The organism is Endobacter medicaginis, from assembly GCF_014192375.1.
Taxonomy (GTDB): domain Bacteria; phylum Pseudomonadota; class Alphaproteobacteria; order Acetobacterales; family Acetobacteraceae; genus Endobacter; species Endobacter medicaginis.
In genome coordinates, this window is the sequence record NZ_JACHXV010000008.1 from 55,140 (window position 1) to 77,422 (window position 22,283).

The 22,283-nt window shown below is 69.1% G+C and carries 21 protein-coding genes; 6 read left to right on the top strand and 15 right to left on the bottom strand.

Annotation, left to right across the window (positions count from 1 at the left end):
- Positions 1 to 11: 11 nt before the first annotated feature.
- The 7 genes from FHR90_RS11505 to FHR90_RS11535 form a co-directional block, all read right to left on the bottom strand.
- Positions 12 to 446, bottom strand: coding sequence for an iron-sulfur cluster assembly scaffold protein (locus FHR90_RS11505; protein WP_176622424.1), 435 nt, complete (start codon positions 444 to 446; stop codon positions 12 to 14).
- Entirely contained in the window at positions 443 to 1,687 is a 1,245-nt protein-coding gene (locus FHR90_RS11510; protein WP_266152764.1) for a SufS family cysteine desulfurase, read from the bottom strand. Before FHR90_RS11510 ends, FHR90_RS11505 begins: the two co-directional genes overlap by 4 nt.
- Positions 1,684 to 2,952: a Fe-S cluster assembly protein SufD gene (gene sufD, locus FHR90_RS11515; RefSeq protein ID WP_176622422.1), complete on the bottom strand. Its 1,269-nt coding sequence runs from the start codon at positions 2,950 to 2,952 to the stop codon at positions 1,684 to 1,686. Before sufD ends, FHR90_RS11510 begins: the two co-directional genes overlap by 4 nt.
- Positions 2,949 to 3,707, bottom strand: a complete 759-nt coding sequence (gene sufC, locus FHR90_RS11520; RefSeq protein ID WP_176622420.1) for a Fe-S cluster assembly ATPase SufC — start codon at positions 3,705 to 3,707, stop codon at positions 2,949 to 2,951. The genes sufD and sufC overlap by 4 nt, the downstream gene beginning before the upstream one ends.
- Entirely contained in the window at positions 3,704 to 5,194 is a 1,491-nt protein-coding gene (gene sufB, locus FHR90_RS11525; protein WP_176622418.1) for a Fe-S cluster assembly protein SufB, read from the bottom strand. Before sufB ends, sufC begins: the two co-directional genes overlap by 4 nt.
- A gap of 3 nt (positions 5,195 to 5,197) precedes the next feature.
- Complete coding sequence (locus FHR90_RS11530; protein WP_176622434.1) at positions 5,198 to 5,746, bottom strand: SUF system Fe-S cluster assembly regulator; 549 nt, start codon at positions 5,744 to 5,746, stop codon at positions 5,198 to 5,200.
- Between the two features lie 180 nt (positions 5,747 to 5,926).
- Complete coding sequence (locus FHR90_RS11535; protein ID WP_183275282.1) at positions 5,927 to 7,240, bottom strand: DUF445 domain-containing protein; 1,314 nt, start codon at positions 7,238 to 7,240, stop codon at positions 5,927 to 5,929.
- 149 nt (positions 7,241 to 7,389) lie between these two features.
- On the opposite strand from FHR90_RS11535, the gene FHR90_RS11540 reads away from it, so the two are divergent.
- The 3 genes from FHR90_RS11540 to FHR90_RS11550 are packed head-to-tail and all read left to right on the top strand — an operon-like array spanning position 7,390 to position 12,289.
- A complete protein-coding gene (locus FHR90_RS11540; protein WP_183275283.1) occupies positions 7,390 to 10,242 on the top strand; it encodes a phosphoenolpyruvate carboxylase in 2,853 nt (950 codons plus the stop codon).
- A 59-nt stretch (positions 10,243 to 10,301) separates the two neighbouring features.
- Positions 10,302 to 11,183, top strand: a complete 882-nt coding sequence (locus FHR90_RS11545) for an MBL fold metallo-hydrolase (protein WP_176626118.1) — start codon at positions 10,302 to 10,304, stop codon at positions 11,181 to 11,183.
- Entirely contained in the window at positions 11,180 to 12,289 is a 1,110-nt protein-coding gene (locus FHR90_RS11550) for a CatB-related O-acetyltransferase (RefSeq protein ID WP_183275284.1), read from the top strand. Before FHR90_RS11545 ends, FHR90_RS11550 begins: the two co-directional genes overlap by 4 nt.
- Here the strand turns inward: FHR90_RS11550 and FHR90_RS11555 are convergent.
- A complete protein-coding gene (locus tag FHR90_RS11555) occupies positions 12,233 to 13,453 on the bottom strand; it encodes an MFS transporter (RefSeq protein WP_183275285.1) in 1,221 nt (406 codons plus the stop codon). The two genes, FHR90_RS11550 and FHR90_RS11555, sit on opposite strands and share 57 nt — an antisense overlap.
- Positions 13,454 to 13,515: 62 nt before the next feature.
- Here FHR90_RS11555 and FHR90_RS11560 point away from each other — a divergent pair, with 62 nt between their 5' ends.
- The gene (locus tag FHR90_RS11560) at positions 13,516 to 14,028 is read left to right on the top strand and encodes a DUF4232 domain-containing protein (RefSeq protein WP_183275286.1); all 513 of its coding nucleotides are present in this window, start codon (positions 13,516 to 13,518) and stop codon (positions 14,026 to 14,028) included.
- A 70-nt stretch (positions 14,029 to 14,098) separates the two neighbouring features.
- On the opposite strand, the gene fusA is transcribed toward FHR90_RS11560, so the two are convergent.
- From fusA to FHR90_RS11595, 7 genes are all read right to left on the bottom strand, one after another.
- Entirely contained in the window at positions 14,099 to 16,183 is a 2,085-nt protein-coding gene (gene fusA, locus FHR90_RS11565; RefSeq protein WP_394367835.1) for an elongation factor G, read from the bottom strand.
- Positions 16,184 to 16,433: 250 nt separating this feature from the next.
- Positions 16,434 to 16,736, bottom strand: a complete 303-nt coding sequence (gene rpmB / locus FHR90_RS11570; RefSeq protein WP_176623490.1) for a 50S ribosomal protein L28 — start codon at positions 16,734 to 16,736, stop codon at positions 16,434 to 16,436.
- Positions 16,737 to 16,908: 172 nt separating this feature from the next.
- Positions 16,909 to 17,163: a hypothetical protein gene (locus FHR90_RS11575; protein ID WP_176623488.1), complete on the bottom strand. Its 255-nt coding sequence runs from the start codon at positions 17,161 to 17,163 to the stop codon at positions 16,909 to 16,911.
- 51 nt (positions 17,164 to 17,214) lie between these two features.
- A complete protein-coding gene (locus tag FHR90_RS11580; protein WP_176623486.1) occupies positions 17,215 to 17,466 on the bottom strand; it encodes a helix-turn-helix transcriptional regulator in 252 nt (83 codons plus the stop codon).
- Positions 17,459 to 17,869: a hypothetical protein gene (locus FHR90_RS11585; protein WP_183275287.1), complete on the bottom strand. Its 411-nt coding sequence runs from the start codon at positions 17,867 to 17,869 to the stop codon at positions 17,459 to 17,461. The genes FHR90_RS11580 and FHR90_RS11585 overlap by 8 nt, the downstream gene beginning before the upstream one ends.
- Positions 17,870 to 18,405: 536 nt before the next feature.
- Positions 18,406 to 18,951 (bottom strand): GNAT family N-acetyltransferase, encoded by a 546-nt coding sequence (locus FHR90_RS11590; protein ID WP_176623482.1) that lies wholly within the window; start codon positions 18,949 to 18,951, stop codon positions 18,406 to 18,408.
- Positions 18,952 to 19,074: 123 nt separating this feature from the next.
- Complete coding sequence (locus tag FHR90_RS11595; RefSeq protein ID WP_176623480.1) at positions 19,075 to 20,946, bottom strand: ABCB family ABC transporter ATP-binding protein/permease; 1,872 nt, start codon at positions 20,944 to 20,946, stop codon at positions 19,075 to 19,077.
- Positions 20,947 to 21,029: 83 nt separating this feature from the next.
- Between FHR90_RS11595 and FHR90_RS11600 the strand changes: the two genes are divergently transcribed.
- The gene (locus tag FHR90_RS11600; RefSeq protein WP_183275288.1) at positions 21,030 to 21,872 is read left to right on the top strand and encodes an NUDIX hydrolase; all 843 of its coding nucleotides are present in this window, start codon (positions 21,030 to 21,032) and stop codon (positions 21,870 to 21,872) included.
- Positions 21,869 to 22,279, top strand: coding sequence for a DUF3574 domain-containing protein (locus tag FHR90_RS11605; RefSeq protein ID WP_176626803.1), 411 nt, complete (start codon positions 21,869 to 21,871; stop codon positions 22,277 to 22,279). The genes FHR90_RS11600 and FHR90_RS11605 overlap by 4 nt, the downstream gene beginning before the upstream one ends.
- The last annotated feature ends 4 nt before the right edge of the window (positions 22,280 to 22,283 follow it).

Consider the following 22,283-nt stretch of genomic DNA (forward strand, 5'->3'; position numbering starts at 1 on the left):
CGACCCGTCACTCACCCAGCCCTCGCAGCTTGCTCATAGGCCTGATACGGCAGCATCGCGCAACGATGCCGCGCCCGATACTCGGCCACCCCGGCGAACACGCCGAGCAGCATCCCCGCATCGCCCTGTCGTCCTGCCGGGGCGACGCCACTTTCAAGCACCCCGCACGCTTCTTCCCATAAGGTCGCGAGGCGATCCTCATTCAAGCCCGCCGCCAGCCCGGCGATCAGATCGGCCGAGGCCTGGCAGATCGCGCAGCCCTCGGTCTCGTGCCGCGCGGCGACGACGCGCCCGTCCTGCCGTTTCAGCCAGAACCGCACCGAATCACCGCAGCTGCGGTTCTCGGCCACACCCGTCACGCCGCCCGCGATGCGCCCGGCATGCAGCGGTGCGCGCGCCCGGGCAAGCACCCAGTCCTGATACAGGGTCGTCGCGTCGGTGCTCACGCGACCAGCAGCCTGCGTGCCCCGTCCAGCGCATCGACGAAGTGATCGATTTCCTGTTCGGTCGTGTACACGCCGAAACTGGCCCGCGCCGACGAGTGGATGCCCAGCCGGCGCATCAGCGGCTCGGCGCAATGCTGTCCCGCCCGCACGGCGACGCCGCTCTGATCAAGCAGGGTGGCGACATCATGCGCATGCGCGCCATCGAGCGTGAACGAGATCACCCCGCCTCGCTGCTGCGCCCGGCCCAGCACGTTCAGCCCGTCGATGGTGGCCAGCCGCGCCAGCGCATGGTCGGTGAGTGCGGCCTCGTGCGCCGAGATCGGATCGAAACCGATCGCCTCGACATAGTCGATCGCCGCGCCGAGCCCGATCGTCTCGATGATCGCCGGTGTCCCGGCCTCGAACTTGTGCGGCACCTCGGCCCAGGTGGTGTGTTCGAAACTCACCGTGCCGATCATGTCGCCGCCGCCCATGAATGGCGGCATCGCCTCGAGCAGGGCGTGCTTGCCATAGAGCACACCGATGCCGGTCGGTCCGTAGAGCTTGTGGCCGGTAAACACATAGAAATCGACGTCCAGCGCGGTGACGTCGACACGGCGGTGCACCACCGCCTGCGAGCCGTCGAGCAGCACCTTCGCCCCCGCCGCATGCGCCATCGACACGATCGTCTCCGCCGGGGTGATGGTGCCCAGCACGTTCGACATATGCGTGAGCGCCACCAGCCCGACGCGCCCGTCGGCCAGCAGGGATGCGAGCGAATCGAGATCGAGCTCGCCGGCATCGGTGATCTTCGCGACCCGCAATTCGATGCCGTGCGCATCGCGCAGCATCTGCCAGGGCACGATGTTGGCGTGATGCTCCATCTCGGAAATCACTACCGCCTGGCCGGGCGTCATCACGCCGCGCCCATAGCTGTGGGCGACGAGGTTGATCGCCTCGGTGGAGTTGCGGGTGAACACGATCTCGTCGCGCGACGCGGCATTGAGCAGCCGGGCCACCTTGTCGCGCACGCCCTCATAGGCGTCGCTGGTGCGTTCGCTCATCCAGTGCAGGCCGCGATGCACGTTGGCGTATTGCCGGCGCATCGTGTCGGTCATCGCCTCGATGACCTGCACAGGTTTCTGCGCCGAGGCGGCGGAGTCGAGAAACACCAGCGGCTTTCCGCGCACCGTCTCCGACAGGATCGGAAAATCCCGCCGGATCCGTGCGACATCCAGCACCGGGGCCGCCACCTCGCTCACGCCTGCGCCCACCACGCGTCCACCACCCGCTCCAGCACGCCACGCGAGGCCTCCGCCTCCACCAGCGACAACACATCGGCGAGGAACGCCCGCACCAGCAGCGCCTCCGCCTCTGCGGCAGGCACGCCGCGACTGCGCATGTAGAAGAGCTGCTCCTCGTCGAGCGCGCCGATGGTCACGCCATGGCTGCACTTGACGTCGTCGGCGTAGATCTCGAGCTCGGGACGCGCATCCATCTCGGCCGAATCCGACAGCAGCAGCGCCTGGTTGAGCTGGTAGCCGTCGGTCTTCTGGGCCTCGCGCGCGACATGGATGCGGCCGGAGAAAACGCCCCGCGCGCGGCCGTCGAGCACGGTCTTGACCGTCTGCAGCGAGCGCGTGTCGAAGGCGAGATGCGCGATCTCGCTGGTCAGGTCCAGCACCTGCCCGTCGCGACGCCCGAGCTGGGCGGCGTTGACATGGGCGATCGCCGCCTCGCCCTCGAGACGGGCACGCACCTCATGCCGGGCGGTGGTGCCGCCAAGCGCCAGGCAGAACCCTTCGTAGCGCGCCCGCGCCTGCAACACCGGCCGCACCGTCGCGAAAGACAGCGCCTCGTCGGCCGCATTCTGGATGCGGACATGGGTCAGCGCCGAATCCTCGGCGAGCGTGATGTCGAACACCGAATTGTGCAGATAGGCGTCCTCGCCGAGATCGATCTCGAGCAATTCCAGCGACGCGCCCTCGGCCAGCGACAGGCTGTGGCGCGGGTGTGCCGCCGCAGCGCCGCCCAGGGCGACATGCACCAGCAGCATCCGCCCGGCCGCCACCCCGGCCTCGACCGACAGTGACACGCCGCCACGGGTCAGCATCGCATTGAGGGCGAGCAGCGCGCCCTCACCCGGCTCGTCGGCATCCTCGACGAGGGTGGTCGCAACCTCGGCCGACGGCACCGAGAGGCCCGCGGACACCAGCCCGTCCACCACCACCACCCGCGCGACATCCGCGAGACCCTGCGCGGCGAGAAACGGATGCAGGATCGCGCCGGCGCGGGCCTCGGCCTGCGCACCCTGCGCGCCAGGTGCGATGAAGCGCGCCAGGGCCGCGAGATCCGTGTAGCGGAACGCCTCGCTGCGCCGGGTCGGGATACCGTGCTCGGCGAGGAAGCCGCGCGCCGCCTCGCGCACCGGTGCGGCGCCGAGCGCCTCCCGCTGCGCATCGAACGCGGCGATCAGCGCGCCGGCATCGCTGCCCAAGCGCGGCGTGATGCGACGATCATGGCTCATGCCGCCTCCTGGATCAGCGCGCTGTAGCCCTCGCGCTCGATCTCGCGGGCCAGCTGCGCATCGCCGCTGCGGATGATGCGGCCCTTGCTCATCACATGCACCCGGTCCGGCACCAGGATCTCCAGCAGGCGCTGGTGGTGGGTGATGACCAGGGCGGAGAAATCCGGCGCGCGCAGCGCACGCACGCCCTCGGCGACGATCCTGAGCGCGTCGACGTCGAGCCCGCTGTCGGTCTCGTCGAGAATGGCCAGGCTCGGCTTGAGAAGCGCCATCTGCAACACCTCGTTGCGCTTCTTCTCGCCACCGGAGAAACCGACATTGACCGCCCGCTTGAGCATGTCGTCGGGCATCGACAGCCGCTTCCCCGCCTCGCGCGCCAGCTTGAGGAACGCCACCGCGTCGATCTCGTCCTGCCCGCGGGCCCGGCGCTGCGCATTGAGTGCGGTGCGCAGGAAATTGGCATTATTGACGCCAGGCAGCTCCACCGGCGCCTGGAAGGCGAGAAAGATCCCCGCCGCCGCCCGCGCCTCGGGCTCCATCTCCAGCAGATCCGCCTCGCCATAGGTCGCCGAGCCGCCGGTGACCTCGTAATCGGCGCGGCCGGCCAGCACATAGGACAGCGTCGACTTGCCCGAGCCGTTCGGCCCCATCACGGCATGGATCTCGCCGGGCGGCACTACAAGATCGATGCCGCGCAGGATCGGGGTGTCGCCGATCGCGGCCTTCAGTCCGCTGACGGTGAGGATGTGGCTCATCCAACGCTTCCTTCGAGAGAGATGGCGAGGAGCTTCTGCGCCTCGACGGCAAATTCCATCGGCAGTTCCTTCAGCACGTCACGGCAGAAGCCATTGACGATCAGACCCACCGCGTCTTCCTGGGACAGACCGCGCGAGCGGCAGTAGAACAACTGGTCGTCGGCGATCTTCGAGGTGGTCGCCTCGTGCTCGACCCGTGCGCGTCGGTTGCGATTCTCGACATAGGGCACCGTATGCGCGCCGCACTGGTCGCCGATCAGAAGGCTGTCGCACTGGGTGAAGTTCCGCGCGCCCTCCGCCTTCGGCAGGATGCGCACCAGGCCGCGATAGGTGCTGTCGGAGCGACCGGCGCTGATCGTCTTGGCGACGATGGTGCTGCTGGTGCCGGCGCCGATATGGATCATCTTGGTGCCGGTATCGGCCTGCTGGCGGTTGTTGGTCACCGCCACCGAATAGAACTCGCCCACGCTGCCGTCGCCCTGCAGGATGCAGGAGGGATATTTCCAGGTGATCGCAGACCCGGTCTCGACCTGCGTCCAGCTGATCTTCGCCCGCGCGCCGCGGCATGCGCCGCGCTTGGTGACGAAATTGTAGATGCCGCCGCGACCTTCGGAATCGCCGGGATACCAGTTCTGCACGGTGGAGTACTTGATGGTGGCGTCATCCATCGCCACCAGCTCGACCACCGCGGCATGGAGCTGGTTCTCGTCGCGCTGCGGCGCGGTGCATCCCTCCAGATAGCTGACCGAGGCACGTTCCTCGGCGATAATCAGCGTGCGCTCGAACTGGCCCGTGTTGCGGGCATTGATGCGGAAATAGGTCGACAGCTCCATCGGACAACGCACGCCCTTCGGCACGAACACGAAGCTGCCGTCGGTGAACACCGCCGAATTCAGTGCGGCAAAGAAATTGTCGCCGGCCGGCACCACCGAGCCGAGATAGCGCTGCACCAGCTCGGGATGCTCGCGCACCGCGTCCGAGATCGGGCAGAAGATCACGCCCGCCTCGGCCAGCGTCTTCTTGAAGGTGGTGGCCACGGAAACGCTGTCGAACACCGCGTCCACCGCGACCGGCAGGCGCGCCTCGACATCTTCCGCACCCTCGACGCCCGCGAGGATCGCCTGCTCCCTGATCGGGATGCCGAGCTTTTCATAAGTACGCAGCAGTTCCGGATCGACCTCGTCGAGCGATTTCGGCCCGGGCTTGCGCTTCGGCGCGGCATAGTAATGCGCGTCCTGATAGTCGATCGGCGGGTAGCCGAGCTTGGCCCAGTGCGGCTCTTCCATCGCCTGCCACTGCGCGAACGCTTTCAGCCGCCAGTCCAGCAGCCAGCCGGGCTCGCCCTTGCGCTCGGAAATCAGCCGCACGGTGGCCTCGTCGAGCCCTTTCGGCGCGACATCCATCTCGATATCGGTCTCGAAGCCCCATTTGTAGCCCGACTGTGTCGCGGCTCCGACGGCTTCGATGGTTTCGATCGTGGCAGCCATATCCTACTCCGCGGAGTTCAGCGCCGCTTCACGCGGCACGGTATCGAGCGCCGCCTCACGCGACACGGTATCGAGCGCCGCCTCACGCGGCGACGCAGCTCTCATCGGCGGCCGCTCCGAACAGCAGCCCGGGCCCCGAAGCTCGGCGAGAGAGATCGCCCTCAGCGCCGAACGGACCGCCTCGTTGACCGGTTCCCAGCGTCCGCGGACGTCGCAGCGCCCATACGCCTCGCAGCCACCTGTCCCTTCGATGCAGGTGATCAGCGCGATCGGCCCGTCGAGGGCCGAAATCACCTCGTCGAGCGCGATGTCCTCCAGCGGACGTGACAACCGATACCCGCCCCGCGCCCCGCGCGCCGAGGTCACGAACCCGGAGCCGGCCAGCGTCTTGAGGACCTTGGCCACCGTCGGCTCCGGAATCCCGGTCAGCGCGGCGAGATGCGGCGCTGTCGCCATGCAGGCGCCCTGCTCCCCGCCACCCTCGCGCTGGCAACGATCGAGCCTGATCAGAACGGCGACCGCATAATCGGTCAGTTTCGACAGCCTCAGCACCGCACCGCTCCCGATCACCAATCCTTCATTGCGGACCTCATCGGTCCTGATTGGTCAGATGCGACGTCCGGCCCTCAGCGTCAAGCCAAAACCGCCCCCGCCCGGCATGGCGGACCTGTCGCCCGCGCAAGACGCGCCGATCATTCGGCCTCACCTGTCACCGTCACAGCTTCCACCGCCCTAAAGAGCACCGCCGAGCCAGATCAGCGCGCCATTGATCGCCAGACCGGCCAGGAAGCCGAACACGGTGCCGTTGATGCGGATGAACTGCAGATCGCTGCCGACCCTCACTTCCAGCCGTTCGGCCAGGGTGTCGGCATCCCAGCCCTCGATCACCCGCGCGATGAATTCCGAGACCTGAACCTGTATCCTCGGCAGCGTCGCACCGAGCGCCGCCGCCACCGCCGCATCGACCCGTCCACGCAGCCCTGAATCCGTCTCCAGCATGCTCGACAGACGCTCCAGCGCCTGATGCGTCGCCCCGGCGATCCATGGCGCCGGGCTCTCGGCATCCGCCGCCACCGTCTGACGCAGCCGGACCCAGATCCCCTGCAACCAGTCCTGCATCGCCGGATGCGCCAGCATGCCGGAGAACGCCACCCCGATCTGCGCGGCCCGCTCAGGGTCGGTCTCGATGCGGTCGATCTCGCCGCGCATCCATTGCGTCACCGCCCCTCGCAGCTCCGAGCCCTCCGGGTCGAGCCGGTCAATCTCTTCCGACAGCGCCGCCAGCACGCGGCTCGCGACTGCGCTTCCCAACGCCCAGCCGACCAGCCGCCCGCCCTGTTCGCGCACCCGGCCCTCGACGAACTCGCGCAAGACCGGCTCGCGCTCGCGCAGCAGGCGCCTGGCCTGGGCAATCAGCGAGGTCATCACCGCCTGGTGACGGTCGCTTTCGAGTGTCGCGCGCAGCATCCGCCCCAGCACCGGCCCGGCCGCCCGCCCGCCGAGCGCCTGACGCAGCGCCGAGGCCAGCAGCGCCGGTCCCCGCCCGTCCTCCATGCCTTCGAGCAGCCGCGGCAGCAGCCGCGCCGCACCGCGTTCGAGCGAGGCGGCGACCGGCGGATCGCGCAGGGTGCGCGCCAGCAGCCCCGCCACGTCCAGCCGTGACAGCGCCGCCGAGAGCTCAGCCGCGGTCAGCAGCCGGTGGCCGACGAATCGCCCGAGTGCCGCGCCCAGCCGTGCCTTCTGCGCCGGAATGATCGCCGTATGAGGAATCGGTAGGCCGAGCGGGCGGCGGAACAGCGCCGTCACCGCAAACCAGTCTGCGAGGCCGCCCACCAGCCCGGCCGTCGCACTGCCCGCCAGCATCTGCCATATCGCGCGCCCTGGCGGCGTTGCGGCATGATGCGCCGCCCAGCTCGCCGCCAGCACGCCCAGCGCCATCGCCGCGAGCAGCCCGCCGGCGAAGGCACGGAACTGCCGCAGCCGCCGCGCCAGACGCGCCTCTTCCTCGGCGGCCGCATCGACGCCGCCGGACGCATGTTCAGTCATCGGCCCGGCTTAGCACGGCACCCCACCGGGCCCCAAAGGATCACCCGGACCTCGCGGCATTTGCCGCGATGCACCCAGACGGCGGTTGCAGCCACGCGCCGGAAATGAAACCTTCTCGTCCGTCGCATCCACCCGCAGCAAGGCAGCCCATGTCCGAGACAGTCGAGACCGTCGAGACCCATGCTGCGGAGCCTGCGCCCGCCGCGCCGTCGCTCGCGTCGCTCGACACGCTGCGGACCGTCGCCGCCCGGATCCTCGAGCGCCGCGCCCGCGACCCGTTCGCGAACCCGGTGATGGCCATCGCCATGCGCCTGTCGCGTCAGCTCGACGACGGCACCATCACCTTCGCCGATATCGCCGGTCTGATCCGCACCCTGCGCGACGAGGCGCTGATCGCCCGCGCCGGACGGCTGCGCCGCTATGTCGGACTCGACAACCCGGTCCCGGTCGAGGCGCGCTTCGAGGAGCTGGCCGCCCGGCTGGTTCGCCCCGACCCGCAGGACAGCCCGGTGCCGTTCGCGCAGTTCCGCCGCGCCGTCGAGCGGGCGCGCTTCAGCGCCGTGTTCACCGCCCACCCGACCTTCGCGGTGAAGCCCGAAGTGTATGCCGCCATTGCCGCCATCGCCGACACTCCCGGCACCGCCCTGCCGCCGATCGACAGCCACCGCCCCTCGCCACCGACGCTCGACGACGAGTTCATCTGGGCCACCGCGGCAATGAGCCGCGGCCGCGACGCGATCGATCGGCTCAACCGCGCCATGATCGCCGCCGCCGCCGACTGCTGGCCGCAGAGCTGGCGCTCGGTCCTGCCCTGCCCGATCACGCTGAGCTCGTGGGTCGGCTATGACACCGACGGACGCACCGATATCGGCTGGTCCGACACGATCCGCCTGCGGCTGCGGATGAAGTCGCTCCAGCTCTCCCGTCTGCGCACGCAGCTCGACACGCTCGACGACACCGCCACCGCCGCGCTGCGCACCCGGCTCGACACCGCGCTCGACACCGTCGCCGCCCAGATCGCCGCCTGCCCGTCGAACCCGACCCCGGAACAATCCGCGGACTTCGCCCGGGCGCTGATCGGCGGCGCATCGGATGCGATCCGCAACCCCGACGACCTGGCCGCCGATTTCAACGCCGCAATGGACGCGTTGCCGCCGGCCGGGCAGATCTCGCTCGCCACCTTCCGGGCGGGTCTCGTTGGCCACGGCATGGGTCTCGCGCACACCCAGGTGCGGCTGAACGCCACCCAGCTCCACAATGTGGTGCGCCAGCGCCTCGGCCTGACCGACAGCCCCGAGCATCCCGCCCGTCGTCGCGCGCTGCTGGCGGCGATCAACGAGCATCTCGACACCACCGTCGCGGTGCCGGTCGATATCGGTGCCATCCTCGTCGAACAGACCTCGGCGGCGCGGCTGATGATGACGGTCGCCCAGATCGCCAAGCATATCGACACTGCCAGCCCGGTCCGCTTCCTGATCGCCGAGACCGAGGGCGGCTACACGCTGCTCGCGGCCCTCTGGCTCGCCACCCTGTTCGGCATCGCCGATCGCATCGAGATCAGCCCGCTGTTCGAGACGGCGGATGCGCTCGAACGTGGCGCGCAGGTGATCGAGGAGGCGCTGCGTTCGCCGCACTGGCGCGCCTATCTGCGCCGCACCGGCAAGATGGCGCTGCAGTTCGGCTATTCGGATTCCGGCCGCTATGTCGGCCAGCTCGCCGCCACCTACCTGATCGAGCGGTTGCGCCTGAAGGTGGTCGACCTGCTGGTGCGCCACAAGCTCACCGAGGTCGAGGTCATCCTGTTCGACACCCATGGCGAGAGCATCGGCCGCGGCGCGCATCCGTTCAGCCTCGCCGACCGGCTCGACTACATCTCGCCGATCCGCTCATGGCAGTATTTCCTGTCCAACGGGCTGGCGCTGCGTGAGGAAAGCGCGATCCAGGGCGGCGACGGCTACCTGTTGATGGGCACCGAGCGCCTCGCCGAAGCCACCATCGCCACCATCGCCGCGCACGCCTTCTCGCAGACCCTCGACCCGAAGGGCCCCGACACCGACCCGGTCTATGACGAGCCGGATTTCTCGGCCGATTTCTTCACCGCGGTGGCGACCGAGATGCAGGCGCTGGTTGAGGACCCCGGCTATGCCGCGGTGCTCGGCGCGTTCGGCCCCTCGCTGATCGACCGCACCGGCTCGCGCCCACCCGCCCGGCAGAGCGACGGCGGCAGCGTGTCGGCGCGCATCCGCCACCCGCGCGAGCTGCGCGCGATCCCCAACAACGCCCTGCTCCAGCAGCTCGGCTGGTGCGCCAACACGCTGCAGGGGCTCGGGGCCGCCGCCGCCCGCCATCCCGAGACCTTCGACGCGCTGCGCGACGACTCCCCCCGCTTCCGCCGTGCGCTCGACTTCGCCGAGCATGCGCTGGCGCATTCCTCGACCGACGTGCTGCGCGCGATCGTCGTGAGCCTCGACCCCGGCGTCTGGCTCGACCGCGCCGATCACGCCACCGACCCCGCGCACCGGCAGGCCCTGGTCGGCGTTGCCCGCGCGCTCGAGCGGTTCGATCTGTGGGCGATCACCCAATCGATGTTCCGCCGCATCCAGTCGGACCATCTCGCACTCCGCGTCGCCTGGCCCGACATGCCGCAGATGGCGCTCGACACCCTGCTGCTGCATGCGATCCGTATCGCGCTGATCGACCATCTGTGGACGCTCTCGACCCGCATCCCCTATTTCTCGCCCCGGCATGGTGTCACCCGGGAAGCGCTCGACGACATGATCCTGCGTCTGGAGATTCCCACCGCCCAGCGCGTGCTGGCGGAAGCCTTCCCGGCCAGTGCGGAAATCAGCCAGACGCTCGATTTCGGCGAGCCCGGCCCGCAGATGCAGGAGGCCTCCTACTCGCGCGAACACGCCGAGATCTTCCGCCCGATCCAGACCTGCTTCGACCTGATCCGCGAGATCTCGATCGCGGTCGCGCACGATATCGGAGCCTTCGGCTGACCGCCCTCCACCTCGATGCGGCGGCACGCACCGCGCCGGCGCGTCCAACGGGCTGGCGGTTGACCGAGCCGGAGCCGCCACGCGCCACCCCGATCGCGTTCGCGCCCGGCATCCGCCGCATCGTCGCGGCCAATCCCGGCCCGATGACCTATCACGGCACCAATTGCTGGCTGATCGACACCGATGACGGCACCGTCGTGCTCGATCCGGGCAGCGCCGAGCCCGACCATCTCGACGCGATCGAGCGCGAGGCCGGTCGCATCGGGCTGATCCTGCTCAGCCACACCCATGCCGATCACCTCACCGGCGTCGCCGAACTCGCCGCCCGCACCGGCGCGCCGACCGCCGGCTTCCACCGCCCCGCGGGCGGGGACTTCACCCCCGACCTCCCGCTCGTCGACGGGCAGACCATCGCCGGGCTGCGCGTGCTGCATACGCCCGGTCACGCGATGGACCATCTGTGCTTCGTGCGGCCCGGCGGGATCGTCTTCGTCGGCGACCACATCATGGGCTGGTCCACCTCGGTGGTGCCGCCGCCGCCGGCCGGCGATCTGGTCGCCTATCTCGAACAGCTCGCCCGCCTGCGCGACCTGCCGGCCAAGGTGTTCCTCAGCGGCCACGGCCCGGCGATCACCGAGCCGGCCCGCCTCACGCGGATCCTGATCGACCACCGGCTGGCGCGCGAATCGGCGATCGAAGCGCTGATCGACGACACCCCGCGCGATCTCGACGCCCTGTTTCCGCGTGCCTACCCGCGCATCCAGCGCGCGCTCGGCTTCGCCGCCACCGCCAACCTGCTCGGCCATCTCGACAAGCTCGAACGCGACGGCCGCATCGTGGCCGAACCCTACACGCCCCCCGTCGACCGGCCGCCACGCCGCGACACGCCCTTCGACATGAGCCGTTTCGACAACCTCGCCTGGCGCCGCCCCCGGCGATGACCAGCCTCTACACGCTGCGCACCCCGCTCGGCGCGTCTTTCGTCTGGCAGGACGGCCGCCCCGTCGAGACCGGACGGCCGGGCGCGAGCAACGCATCGGTGCTGCTGACGCCGGGTCCGATCGACACGCTGCCGATCCTCGGCGAACCGCACATGCCGCCCAGCCTCGGCCTGCTGCTCGGCGACAGCCGCCCGTTGCCAGTGCGCCTCGCGCCCACCGCGCGGCCGGACATGCTGCGCCTCAGGCTCGACGATGACGGGGTGTGGAGCGAGGCCCTCGCCATACCAAGCCACCATCTCCCCCGCGCGGCCGAGGAAGCGGTCGGCGCGATCGACATCCTGCTCGCCGCGTCCGACCGCGCCGCCGCCCTCGCCCGCCTGGCCGACGCCGCCCCCGAGACCGCCGCGGCCGCCGCCTGGCTGCTCGCCAAGCCCGACGCGCTGCGTGCCATCGCCCTGCTGCGCGACCATCCCGCCTGGCCGGTCCTGTTCGCCGGCCTGCAATCGGCGGCCAGCGGTGGCACGCGCCGTTTCGAGCATGACACCCGCCACCGCCTCGCCCCGCTGATCGCCCGCTACGGGTGGAGCATCGGCTGCAACAGCTACGGCGCGCCCGACGTGCTCGATCACGACCAGGGCGCGAGCCTGTCGATCGGCAGCTATTGCTCGATGAACAGCTTCACCGTGGTGCTCGCCAACCACACGAGCCGTACCGTCACCACCTACCCGTTCCGCACGCTGGCCAACTGGTGGCCGACGATGCGCGAGCATCCCGAGATCGAGGACCATGTCGGCGCCGACGTGGCGATCGGCAGCGATGTCTGGGTCGGGCGCGGCGTGGTCGTGTTGCCCGGCACCACAGTCGGCGACGGCGCCATCCTGGGCGCCAACACCGTCGCACGCGGCGTGATCCCGCCCTATGCGGTGGTGGTCGGCAATCCCGGCCGGGTGATCAGGCGCCGCTTCGCCGATGCCGAGATCGAGCGCCTGCTCGCCATCCGATGGTGGGACTGGCCGGACTGGCAGGTCGACCGCTTCTCGCCGCTGCTGTCACGTCCCGACCTGTCCGCGTTTTTCGAGGCGGTCGACGCTCTGTCGACGCCCTGACCTCGGGCCGGCCGAAGGCACCCCCGCCACCCGGCGCAACCCGAGCAGCGACACCCCGGCCAGCATCAGCAGCGCCACCGCGCCGATCAGTGCCTCGCGATAGCTGCCGGTGGCGTCGCGGACCCATCCCGCCAGCGGCGGCCCGAGTGCCGAGCCGAGACAAAACCCGCCAACCAGCCAGCCATGGATGCGGGCCGAATCCCGCAGCCCGAAACACCAGCCGTTGAGATAGGCGAGCAGGTCGATCTCCGCCCCGGCCGCCAGTCCGATCAGCAGCGCCGCGACCCAGCTCGCCTGTCGTCCTGCCCCGAGCAGGCAGAGTGCTGCCAGGGCGGGCAGCAACACCACGCCGGCCGCCAGTAGCGGCGGATGCCAGCGGTCGAGCAGCCAGCCGCTAGTCGCCCGGCCGACCAGTGCGGCAAGCCCGATACCGCCGGCAATCGCCGCCGCACTTCCCGGCGACAGGCCGCGGTCGACCAGCAGCGGCACCAGATGCACGATCAGCCCGGCGACACAGGCCGCGATCAGCGCGAACGCCCCCGCCAACAGCCAGAAGGCTCCGCTGCGCCGCGCCGCGCGCAGCGTCCAGCCATGCGTCACCAAACCCGGGTCGGCCCGGTCCGGCTCCGACGGCGCGCTCCCAAGTCCGATCCAGACGACCGCCGCACCCAGCACCGCCACCCCCGAGAGGAGCCATGGCCCGTCGCGCCAGTCCGCTGCCATGACCCGCGCCAGCGCCAGCGGCACCGCGATTCCCGCCAGTCCGGTGCCGCACAGGGCAAGCCCCAGACGCAGGCCCGGCCGGGCCGATCCCTGCGTCAGCACCACCCGACTCCACAGCACCGCCCCCGTCGCACCGCCGCCGAGCGCGGTCAGCAGCCAGACCGCCCCGTAAGCGAACCGGGTCGATACCAGCCCCATCGCCGCGAACCCGGCCGCCATCGCCAGGCCCGACGCCGTCGCCACGCTCCGGGCCCCGAAACGGGCCATCGCCGGCCCGACCAGGGGTGCGGCGATCATCTGACCGGCCATCAGGCAGATCGAGGCCGAACTTGCCGCGGCCCGCGACCAGCCGAACGCCGCCTGCAGCGGCCCGATCATCGCGCCGACGGCATAGAACGCCATGCCATTGATGCCCACCGCCATGCCCAGCATCGCCAGCATCACAACCCGGCCCGGATATGGCGTTATGACCGATGTCCTTCTCATCGATCCGGGAAACCCCGATGCGTCTTGCCGCACTCACCCTCGCAGCACTCGGCTGGGTCGCGCCCGCCCTCTTCCATCCGGCCTGCGCCGCCCCCGCCTGCAACAGCCACGACCTCGCCCTGCTCACCGATGCGCAGGGCGGCGATTTCAACGGCATGTCCCATGCGGGGACCATGCTGATCCTGCACAATAGCGGCAAGACCGCATGCAGCCTGCCGACCCGGCCGAAGATCGCGCTGACCGCCGCCGACGGCCGACCGGTGGAGACCCGCGCGACCCGCCCCGCCGGCGGCACCGGGCAGGCCGCCGGAGCCACGATCGCGGTGCCGCCGGGCGGCGAGGCGCAGGCCTCGCTGCGCTGGGTATCGGGCGACGTCTACGACCACGGCCATTGCGCGGATGCCGCAGCCCTGCGTCTCGCGCTGCCCGATGGCGGCCTCGACACGCCGATCGCGGCGCATCTGTGCGGCCCGTCCGGCCAGCCCGCCGGCATCGAGCAGGGCGACCTCGTGCCGCGATCGGGGCACTGACCGGCAACGAACGAAAAGGCCCGCCCCGTTGCCGGGGCGGGCCTGTCGATGATCGATCCGCGAGCGGAGATTACGACGACTTCGCCATGATCTCGTCGGCGATGTTGCGCGGCACCGGATCATAGTGATGGAACTGCATGGTGAACGACGCACGGCCCTTGGTCATCGAGCGCAGGTGCGAGATGTAGCCGAACATCTCCTTCAGCGGCACCTGGGCACGGACGGTGACGGTCGAGCCCGCACTCTCCTGGTTCTGGATCATGCCGCGGCGACGGTTGAGGTCGCCCACCACGTCGCCGACATGGTCGTTGGGCGTGGTGACCTCGACATCCATGATCGGCTCGAGGATCACCGGGCCAGCCTTCTTCATGCCCTCGCGGAAGCAGGCCTTGGCGGCGATCTCGAAGGCGAGCGCCGACGAGTCGACGTCATGGTACTTGCCGTCCGTCAGCGTGAACTTGAAGTCCACGGTCGGGAAGCCGGCGAGCACACCGGTCGAGGACTGCATCCGGATGCCCTTCTCGACGGCCGGGATGTATTCCTTCGGCACCGTGCCGCCGACGACCTTGTTCTCGAAGGCGATGCCCTCGTTGCGCTCCTGCGGCGCGAACTCGATCTTCACCTCGGCGTACTGACCCGAACCGCCCGACTGCTTCTTGTGGGTGTAGATCTCGGTGTGCGGCTTGGTGATCGTCTCGCGATAGGCCACCTGCGGCGCGCCGATATTGGCGTCCACGCCATACTCGCGGCGCAGGCGGTCGACGATGATCTCCAGATGCAGCTCGCCCATGCCCGACAGGATGGTCTGGCCGGTCTCCTGATCGGTCTTAAGGCGCAGCGAGGGGTCCTCGCCTGCGAGCTTCTGCAGCGCGAGCGTCATCTTTTCGACGCCGTCCTTGGTCTTCGGCTCGACCGAGATGTCGATCACCGGCACCGGGAAGGCCATGCGCTCCAGCACCACCGGATCGTCCTGGTCGGCGAGCGTGTCACCGGTCTGGGTGTCCTTGAGCCCCACGAACGCGGCGATATCGCCGGCATGGACCTCCTTGAGCTCCTGACGCTTGTCGGCGTGCATCTGGAACATGCGCCCGATGCGCTCCTTGTGGCCCTTGGTGGTGTTGAGCACCATGTCGCCCGAGCGCAGCACGCCGCGATAGACGCGCACGAACGTCAGCGTGCCGTACTTGTCGTTGATGATCTTGAAGGCGAGGCCCGCGAACTTGCCGTCCGGGTCGACCGGGATGATCGGCAGCTTGTTCTCGTCGACTTCCTCGTCCTCGGGGGGCGCAATGCGGATACCCTCGACGTCGTTCGGCGCTGGCAGGTAGTCGATCACCGCATCGAGCAGCGGCTGCACGCCCTTGTTCTTGAAGGCGGTGCCGCACAGGGTCGGGCGGAAGGTGCCGTCGATAGTGCCGCGCTTGAGCGCGCGCTTGAGCGTCGCGACCGAGACGTCACCGTTCTCGAAATACTCTTCCATGCCGGCATCATCGACGGCCAGCGCGGTGTCGAGCAGGTTCTGGCGATACTCGGCCGCCTTCTCCTTGAGATCGTCGGGGATCTCCTCGTAGTGGAACTTCGCGCCCAGCTCGCCGCCTTCCCAGATGATGGCGCGCATCTCGACCAGGTCGACCACGCCGAGGAAGTTCTCCTCCGCGCCGATCGGCAGCTGCAGGGGGAGCGCGACGATGTCGAGCTTCTCCTTGAGCGTGTCGAAGGCGCGGTAGAAATCCGCACCCGTGCGGTCGAGCTTGTTGATGAAGATGATGCGCGGCACATTGTAGCGGTCGGCCAGGCGCCAGTTGGTCTCGGACTGCGGCTGCACGCCGGCGACGCCCTCGATGATGAACACCGCGCCGTCGAGCACGCGCAGCGAGCGGTTCACCTCGATGTTGAAGTCGATATGGCCGGGGGTGTCGATGATGTTGATGCGGTGGTCGTTCCACTCGCAGGTCACGGCGGCGGAGGTGATGGTGATGCCGCGCTCACGCTCCTGTTCCATGTAGTCGGTGGTCGTGTTGCCGTCATGGACCTCGCCGATCTTATGCGACACGCCCGTGTAGTACAGGATGCGCTCGGTCGTGGTGGTCTTGCCCGCGTCGATATGGGCGGTGATGCCGATATTGCGGATCTTCGAGAGCTCGTTGCCGGACACGATGAAACCTCCGTGACGCGGCCCCTGCCCTCGTGCGGGCGCGGATGGTGCCGCCGATCGTCGATATGGACCAATGTGGCAACGCCGCCTCCCGCATGGCCCCCTCTGGCTCGCAAGCCGGGGTCACGATGGATGCGGCGCTGGCCGGGCCGTCCGGTCACGGACGGCCGATATGCGCGATGGCGCCTGACATGCGTCAGGGCCGCCCGATTTGCAACCCCAAACCGCGCGAACCGCGCGGCTGGCGGCCTCAGGCGGTCGCGGTCGCCTTCTTCGCCTGGGCGCGGCGGATGCGGCGCTTGAGCACCTGGGCCGCCTCGGGCAGCTTGCGGTTGGGGGTCGACAGCAGGAACGCGTCCAGCCCGCCATTGTGCTCCACGGTGCGCAGCGCGCGGGTGGTGACACGCACCTTCACCGCGCTGCCGAGCACGTCGGAGAGCAGAGCCGTCTCCTGCAGGTTGGGCAGGTAACGACGGCGGGACTTGTTGTTGGCGTGGCTGACGTTGTTGCCCGTCAGCACGCCCGTCCCCGTCAACTGGCAGCGGCGCGACATGGTGAAACCCTCGATCTCAGACACCGGGGCGCATGCGGCCCGCGATACACATAACAAAAGGCCGCACATCACCTCCGAACGGAAGCACGTGCGACGACAAGGCGGCGCTTATCTCCAAACAACCGCGCTTCGTCAAGGATTAACCGCCCGCCATACCCCGATTCGGTGCCGTTCAGGCCTGTCCCACCGGCCGGTCGGCGCTCGGATCGAGTTCGCCGGCCTGCACCGCCGCACGCGCGTTATCCAGCACGCCGAGCATCGCCTCGCGGTCCATCTGCCGCGCCAGCAACCCCAGCGAACCGCCCAGCAGCGCGGAGGCGATGGCCATCGGCGGCAGCTTCTCGCCCAGCATGTAGGTGATGGCCTGGTCGACCACCGCACCGGCATGGCTGAGCTCGGACGGGATCTCGGGGATGTCGTGTGGCATGGGCGCGTCTCCGTTCATCTGCGCGGGGTCGGGGCCTGATGGCTGATTCGGTCAGCCCCGCGCAACCCCCGCGTCATTGCGGCGGTCGATGAAGAACAACTCATCGACGCTGGCGCGCAGCGTCTCGGCCAGACCGAGAGCAAGCAGAACGGACGGGACGAACACACCGTTCTCGACGGTATTGATGGTCTTGCGCGACACCCCGAGTTCCATCGCCAGCGCCGCCTGGGTGAGGCCGGCATCCATGCGTGCCTCGCGCAGACGGTTTCCAAGCCGCCGTTCGAGGATCGGCAGTTCACTCATCGACGGGCATGGCGGCACGGGCGGATCGGGCGAGGCTGTATTGCTGTGTCGGCATCGCGCACAGCAGCGCGATCGCGACCAGTACCGGCAGATGGCCGCCCCACCGGCTGTCGATCACCAGCGCGGTCAGCAGCATCAGCACGCAGGTGGTCCAGGCGCGTTGCGTGGCCAGCAGGCGATGGGCATGGTCGAGTTCGTCGAGACCCCGCGCCTGCCGCCAGGTCAGTCCGGCGACGCTCAGCCCGGACACGCCGACGAGAAGAGCCAATTTGTCGTCCGTGCCGCCGTGATCGCGGAACCCGTGCCACAGTTCCGTGAGCAGACAGACCAGCATGAGGGCCATCAGGCCGATACGAAGTCGCCGCCGGCTGGTCTCCTTCCGCTCGGAAGCGTCCCTGTGCAACCATCTGCTCCGGGGATCTTCGCGCCGCGTCAATCGCCTCAACCAGGAAGGTCCATCGCCCACGAGTTCGCCGGCCACCACGAGAGCAACCAGCAAGGCCGCGTTCACGGCGTAGAGCGGCAGAGCCGTGACCCGTGTCAGCCATGTCGAGCTCAACCAGACCGTCCCGACGGTTGCCAGCATCACCGGCAATGTCCGCATCAGGTTGCGCCGACGGCTCGATTGCAGCAGGGCGCGGTCATCGTCGGAACGGATCATCGATGACCTCCATGTCGGAACAACCCGAGCGTAGTAACCTCAGGGTGACACGGTCAACAGAATTCACGCCGTCGGAGAACGTGCGCAGTGCTGCGCCGATCTCCTACCCGGTCAAGGCGGAAGTCGAATTGCGGCGCATGGGCCGGTCTCCGTGCCGCCCGGCATCATGCCGATGGTCGAGAACGGACACGCCGCGCGGAGACTGCGGTCGTCACAGGCCGATGATCGACACGACGGATGATGCCCGCCAGCACACAGGCCGTGCGGTGCGGCAGAAGTCAGGGCCCGACCCAGCGAGCCGCCTGCGACGACCATTCGTCCGCCAGCAGCCCGTATATCAGCGAATCCCGCACGCCGATATGTGTCTGCCATTCGGCTCGCAGCCGTCCCTCCAGGGTGAAGCCGAGCGCCGTCAGCAGCGAGATCGACGGCTGATTGTCGGGGTCGGTATCGGCGAAGACGCGCCGTTGTCCTTCGGCGAACAACCGCTCGATCAGCATGGCGACGGCTTCGCGCGCATAACCATGCCCCTGTGCTCGCCGCGCAAGCAGATAGCCGATCTCGGACACGCCGTCGCGCCTGCGACCTGCCGCCACGAAGCCGATCGCGACCTCTTCATCGGCCCGCAAGATCGCCCACGAGCGCCAGTCCGACGGATCGTCATCGGTGAAATACGCGCGCAGATCCTCGATGTGTTCAAAGGGCGCGCGGGACCACCACCGCATCGCGTCTGGATCGGCCATCGTCGAAAACAAGGCATCCGCGTCGGAGGGAACGCGTGGACGCAGTGCCAGGCGGTGCCTTACGGCCTGCGGGACTGTCATTGTTGCTGTCCATGCCGGAGATGCCTGCCATGCGAAACAGCCGGGACGAGGCGTGCGACCTCGGTCAAAATGGCCTCCTGAACGGCCGCGTCCGCAACATATTGAAATTCCGCAGCTTGTCTCTCAAAACAGAAGATCTTCCCGATGCGCCCGTTCGTCCGCCTGTGCGGCCCACATGGCCGCATAGACACCGCCCGCCTCCAGCAGTGCGCGATGGTTGCCGCGCTCGACGATGCGGCCGTCCTGCATGACGATGATCTCGTCGGCGTCCACCACGGTGGCGAGGCGATGTGCGATCACCAGGGTGGTGCGGCCGGCCGAGACCGTGCGCAGGGCGGTGCTGATTTCCTGTTCGGTGTGGATGTCGAGCGCGCTGGTGGCCTCGTCGAGGATCAGCACGCGGGGGTTCTTCAGGATCGTGCGGGCGATCGCCACCCGCTGCTTCTCGCCACCCGACAGCTTGAGCCCGCGCTCGCCGACCATGGTGTCATAGCCATCCGGCAGGGCGGTGATGAAGTCGTGGATCTGCGCCAGCCGGGCGGCGCGCTCGACCTCCTCGGCACTGGCCCCGATGCGGCCGTAGGCGATGTTGTAGCGGATGGTGTCGTTGAACAGCACCGTGTCCTGCGGCACCACGCCGATCGCGGCGCGCAGGCTGGCCTGGGTCACGCAACGGACGTCTAGCCCGTCGATCGACACCGAGCCGGATTCGACGTCGTAGAAGCGGAACAGCAGGCGTGAGAGGGTGGACTTGCCCGCACCGGTCGGTCCCACCACGGCCGTGCGATGGCCGGGGGCGACCGAGAAGCTGATGCCCTTCAGGATGGTCCGTTCCGGCTGGTAGCCGAACACCACGTCGTCGAAGCGCAGTTCGGGCGCGTCCACCCCGGCGGCGAGATGCGCCGGCAGCACGGCGGCATCGGGACGGTCGGTCACCTCCTGGCTCTCGTCGAGCAGCTCGAACATCCCCTCCAGATCGACCACGCTCTGCCGCAGCGTGGCATAAATGAAGCCGAGGAAGTTCAGCGGTACGTAGAGCTGCATCAGATAGGTGTTGACCAGCACGAACTTTCCCACCGTCAGATGCCCGGCCGCGACGTCGCGGGCGGCGAGCAGCATGATCAGCGCCAGTGCGATGGCGATGATCGTCACCTGGCCGAGGTTGAGAAGGTTGAGCGTCACCTGGGTCTTGACCGCCGCCGCCTCGTAGCGCGCCTGGGCGGCGTCGTAGCGGCGCATCTCGTGCGCCTCGTTGGAGAAGTATTTCACCGTCTCGTAGTTGAGCAGGCTGTCGATCGCCTTGGTCGAGGCCTCGGAATCGCTGTCGTTCATCGCCCGGCGGATGCGCGAGCGCCACGACGCGAAGGCAATGGTGAAGGTCGCATAGAGCGTGACCGCCACCAGGGTGATCGCGGCATAGCGCCAGTCGAACACATGCCAGATCACCGCCGTGACCATCACCGTCTGCAACAGGGTAGGGATGATGTTGAAGATGCCGAGCCGCAGGATCGCCTCGATCGCCACCGCGCCGCGATTGATCGCGCGCTGCAGGCCGCCGGTCTGGCGGTCGAGATGGAAGCGCAGCGACAGCGCATGCATGTGTGCGAAGGTCTGCATCGAGACGACGCGCACCACGCGCTGCTTCACACGGGCGAACACCGCGTCACGCAGCTCGCCCGCACCGCCCGAGACGATGCGCAAAACGCCGTAACCAAGGATCAGCCCGGTCGGCACGGTGAGCACCTTCAACGGGTCGCCATGCCGGGTCAGCGCATCCACGGCCTCGGCGAACACCAGCGGCACCCAGATCGTCGCCACCTTGTCGACCAGCAGCAGCACGATCGCGGCGACCACGCGGAGGCGGGTGCCGACATCGTCGCGCGGCCACAGATAGCCCAGCAGGCTAAGCAGCGCGCGCCGCGCCTCCCGCCGGGCGCGGGCGGGATCGCCCGGGTTGCGGGGCGTGTAGGCGGTGTCTCGTCGGGGGCTGCTCATCGCGCCTCAATGTGGCCCACGGACGGGGATACGCAAGGGCGTGCCCTGTTTACGCCGTCGCCCGCCCCCGGCAGATTGCCACGATGGACATGCCGATAACCGACAGGCTGCTGCGCCACATCGCGGACTGCAACAACACCACCCTCCCCGGCGGCCGGCTGCGGCTCGGCGGTGCGGGGGTCGGCTGGATCGACGCCGCGACACTGAGCCTTCTGGACCCTGCCCTGTCGGCCGCGAGGGCCGTCGCCACGGCCGACGGGCTGGACATTCCCGACCAGGACGGCCTCGACCTTCTCGCCCGTCACCTCGCCGCGACGGGCGCGATCCGCTGGCGCGACGAGCCGTTCGACGTGCGCGAGACGCCCGACGGGCCGGTGCTGGGCACGCTCGACCGCGGCGCGCTGCCGATCTTCGGCGTGCGCGGCATCGGCGTGCATCTCAACGGGCTGGTGCGGCGTGCGGACGGGCTGCATCTGTGGGTCGGGCGCCGGGCCGCCGACAAGCTGCTTGATCCGGGCAAGCTCGACCATCTCGCCGCCGGCGGCATCCCGGCCGGCTACGACGCCCATGCCGCGCTGCTCAAGGAGGCGGAGGAGGAGTGCGGCCTGCCGCCCGCGATCACCGCGCAGGCGGAGAAGGTCGCCGACCTGCATTACGTCATGCAACGCCCCGAGGGGCTGAGGCGCGACACGCTGCGCTGTTACGACCTGGTTCTCGACGAGGATTTCCGGCCCGAGCCCGTCGATGGCGAGGTGGAGGGCTTCATGCTGTGGCCGCTCGCCCAGGCGATCGCGGTGATGCGCGAGACCGACGACTTCAAGTTCAACGTCAACCTGGTGCTGATCGATCTCGGCCTGCGCCACGGCCTGTTCGACGCCGAGGAGGCCGCCAGCCTCGGTGCCGCCCTGTATGGAGCCCCGCAATGAAGCCCCTCGCCCCCCTGGCGGTCGCCCTGCTGCTCGGTGCCTGTAGCGCAGCACCGCCCGTCGGGACCTGTCCGGCCGGGCTCGCGCCACAGATCGAGGCGCATCTGTATTTCGGCCTCACCTCGGTCGGCGGCGTGCCGATCCCCGAGGCCGACTGGACCGATTTCGTCGCCCGCGAGGTGACGCCGCGGTTCCCGGACGGGCTGACGGTCATCGACACCACCGGCCAGTGGCGGGATCGCACCGGCAGCCATGTGGTGCGCCAACCCTCGCGGGTGATCGTCATCGACACCGATCCAGGCCCGGCCACCCTGGCGAAGCTCCAGGCGATCCGCGACGCCTACCGCGCGCGTTTCCACCAGCAATCGGTCGGCCTGACCACCACCGAGCTGTGCGCGGGCTTCTGAGCCG

Bases quoted from the DNA above. Each gene is read 5' to 3' on its own strand.
- sufB (WP_176622418.1), bottom strand. From the start codon at position 5,194: ATGGCTGCCACGATCGAAACCATCGAAGCCGTCGGAGCCGCGACACAG.
- FHR90_RS11540 (WP_183275283.1), top strand. From the start codon at position 7,390: ATGTCCGAGACAGTCGAGACCGTCGAGACCCATGCTGCGGAGCCTGCG.
- FHR90_RS11555 (WP_183275285.1), bottom strand. From the start codon at position 13,453: ATGCTGGCGATGCTGGGCATGGCGGTGGGCATCAATGGCATGGCGTTC.
- FHR90_RS11590 (WP_176623482.1), bottom strand. From the start codon at position 18,951: ATGACAGTCCCGCAGGCCGTAAGGCACCGCCTGGCACTGCGTCCACGC.
- FHR90_RS11535 (WP_183275282.1), bottom strand. From the start codon at position 7,240: ATGACTGAACATGCGTCCGGCGGCGTCGATGCGGCCGCCGAGGAAGAG.
- rpmB (WP_176623490.1), bottom strand. From the start codon at position 16,736: ATGTCGCGCCGCTGCCAGTTGACGGGGACGGGCGTGCTGACGGGCAAC.
- FHR90_RS11580 (WP_176623486.1), bottom strand. From the start codon at position 17,466: ATGAGTGAACTGCCGATCCTCGAACGGCGGCTTGGAAACCGTCTGCGC.
- sufC (WP_176622420.1), bottom strand. From the start codon at position 3,707: ATGAGCCACATCCTCACCGTCAGCGGACTGAAGGCCGCGATCGGCGAC.
- FHR90_RS11605 (WP_176626803.1), top strand. From the start codon at position 21,869: ATGAAGCCCCTCGCCCCCCTGGCGGTCGCCCTGCTGCTCGGTGCCTGT.
- FHR90_RS11600 (WP_183275288.1), top strand. From the start codon at position 21,030: ATGGACATGCCGATAACCGACAGGCTGCTGCGCCACATCGCGGACTGC.
- FHR90_RS11550 (WP_183275284.1), top strand. From the start codon at position 11,180: ATGACCAGCCTCTACACGCTGCGCACCCCGCTCGGCGCGTCTTTCGTC.
- FHR90_RS11575 (WP_176623488.1), bottom strand. From the start codon at position 17,163: ATGCCACACGACATCCCCGAGATCCCGTCCGAGCTCAGCCATGCCGGT.
- sufD (WP_176622422.1), bottom strand. From the start codon at position 2,952: ATGAGCCATGATCGTCGCATCACGCCGCGCTTGGGCAGCGATGCCGGC.
- FHR90_RS11595 (WP_176623480.1), bottom strand. From the start codon at position 20,946: ATGAGCAGCCCCCGACGAGACACCGCCTACACGCCCCGCAACCCGGGC.
- FHR90_RS11560 (WP_183275286.1), top strand. From the start codon at position 13,516: ATGCGTCTTGCCGCACTCACCCTCGCAGCACTCGGCTGGGTCGCGCCC.